At 49.3% G+C, this 1,281-nt stretch carries 2 protein-coding genes; one reads left to right on the top strand and one right to left on the bottom strand.

The features are described from left to right. A partial coding sequence (locus LKD37_RS17475) for a hypothetical protein (RefSeq protein ID WP_302930326.1) occupies positions 1–250 on the top strand: 250 nt, incomplete at its 5' end. A 5-nt stretch (positions 251–255) separates the two neighbouring features. Here the strand turns inward: LKD37_RS17475 and LKD37_RS17470 are convergent. Beyond that, positions 256–1,281: AfsR/SARP family transcriptional regulator (locus LKD37_RS17470; protein WP_302930325.1), on the bottom strand; the 1,026-nt coding region annotated here is incomplete at its 5' end.

Genomic DNA, 1,281 nt, shown 5'->3' with positions numbered 1-1,281 from the left:
CCGTAAAAATGAAAATAAGAGTTCCGGCAGGAGCCATGCCCCTGCCGGCATACAGCCGCCCATAAAGACCACCCGTCCTGTTCCATTCCGGCTTGTTAAGCCGGTAACAGGATCATACCAGACGGGTGGTCTCAGCCAGAGCCTTATTTCAGCCTTAATTATGCAGCAGTTTTGCCGCAATAAAGCCGTGCCGCAGCCCTCATTTCTGCCGCATGAGCACCCTCACCAGCGCCGCACGGAAGCCTCATAGGTGCATCATTTTCGCCCCCATAATTGCTGCACAAATGCGATCTGCGCTTCACTCATGTATGATTCCGCGGTTTGCAGGAAGCTCTTTGCCAGTTCGGCACCGCCTCTATGGTACATGATAAGAATCATGTCGGTATTCAGTTCGCTGTCATAAGGATCAAGGCTCATCGCATCAACCACCGCACGGTGTGCCGCACAATAATCTCCCTGTTCCATCTTGCGCTCAATATAACACTTGATAATCCGAAGAAAGACGTTGTGATAATATGCCGTTTTAGGCATCAGCCAATGCTGATAGGAGATTTTAGAAAACAAATCACCGCGATATAATTCGACGGCTCCCTGATAAAGCTCGGATTGCGCCTTTGGATTTGCCTCCGCTTCCATACGACGGCAGTTATCCTCAAAACGGTCAAAATCTGTATAGACGTTATACTCTGGATTGATGACAAACGTTCCATGACGGCCAATGATCAAATCTTCTAGATCAATAATGCTTAGAATACGTCGGAGACGGTAGGCAATATTGCTGACGGAACGATACGGATTGTCCATCACATCACCCGGCCAGAGCGCTTCCGCCAATCGCTCGATCTTTAATGCCCGTTTCATATTCGTGATAATAAGGGCAAAGAGGTTCAAGCAAAGATCGGAAGAGATATCTTCTTCCGTAAGCGTGCCTTTCGCGTTCCTGATCTCCAAATCACCAAGGCAGTTCACATAGACGTCGCGGTCGCTGTACTTTGACGCCCGCTGTGCCGCTGCAATGGACTGGCTCAGCTTGATTTCATTCAGCTCCACAACGACCGCATAGGAGATGATGAACAGGAATGTCGGATCATCCTGAAAGCGTGTCGGGTCGTCTACCGCGATATACCCCTGATTGATGCGTTTGGAGAACGGCGCTGCCAGTACGGATTTCACACCGTAGTGCTGGAAGAATTGATATTCATCCGGGTATGTATCTTTGATTGCTTCCATATCCGGTATGACAATAGGCCAGTTCAGCGACAGAAATTCACACCATCGCGG

Source organism: Brotocaccenecus cirricatena (assembly GCF_020687045.1).
GTDB classification, from domain to species: Bacteria; Bacillota; Clostridia; order Oscillospirales; family Oscillospiraceae; genus Vescimonas; species Vescimonas cirricatena.
Note: the sequence above shows the minus strand (reverse complement) of the source record. Positions and strands in the feature narration are given on the sequence as shown.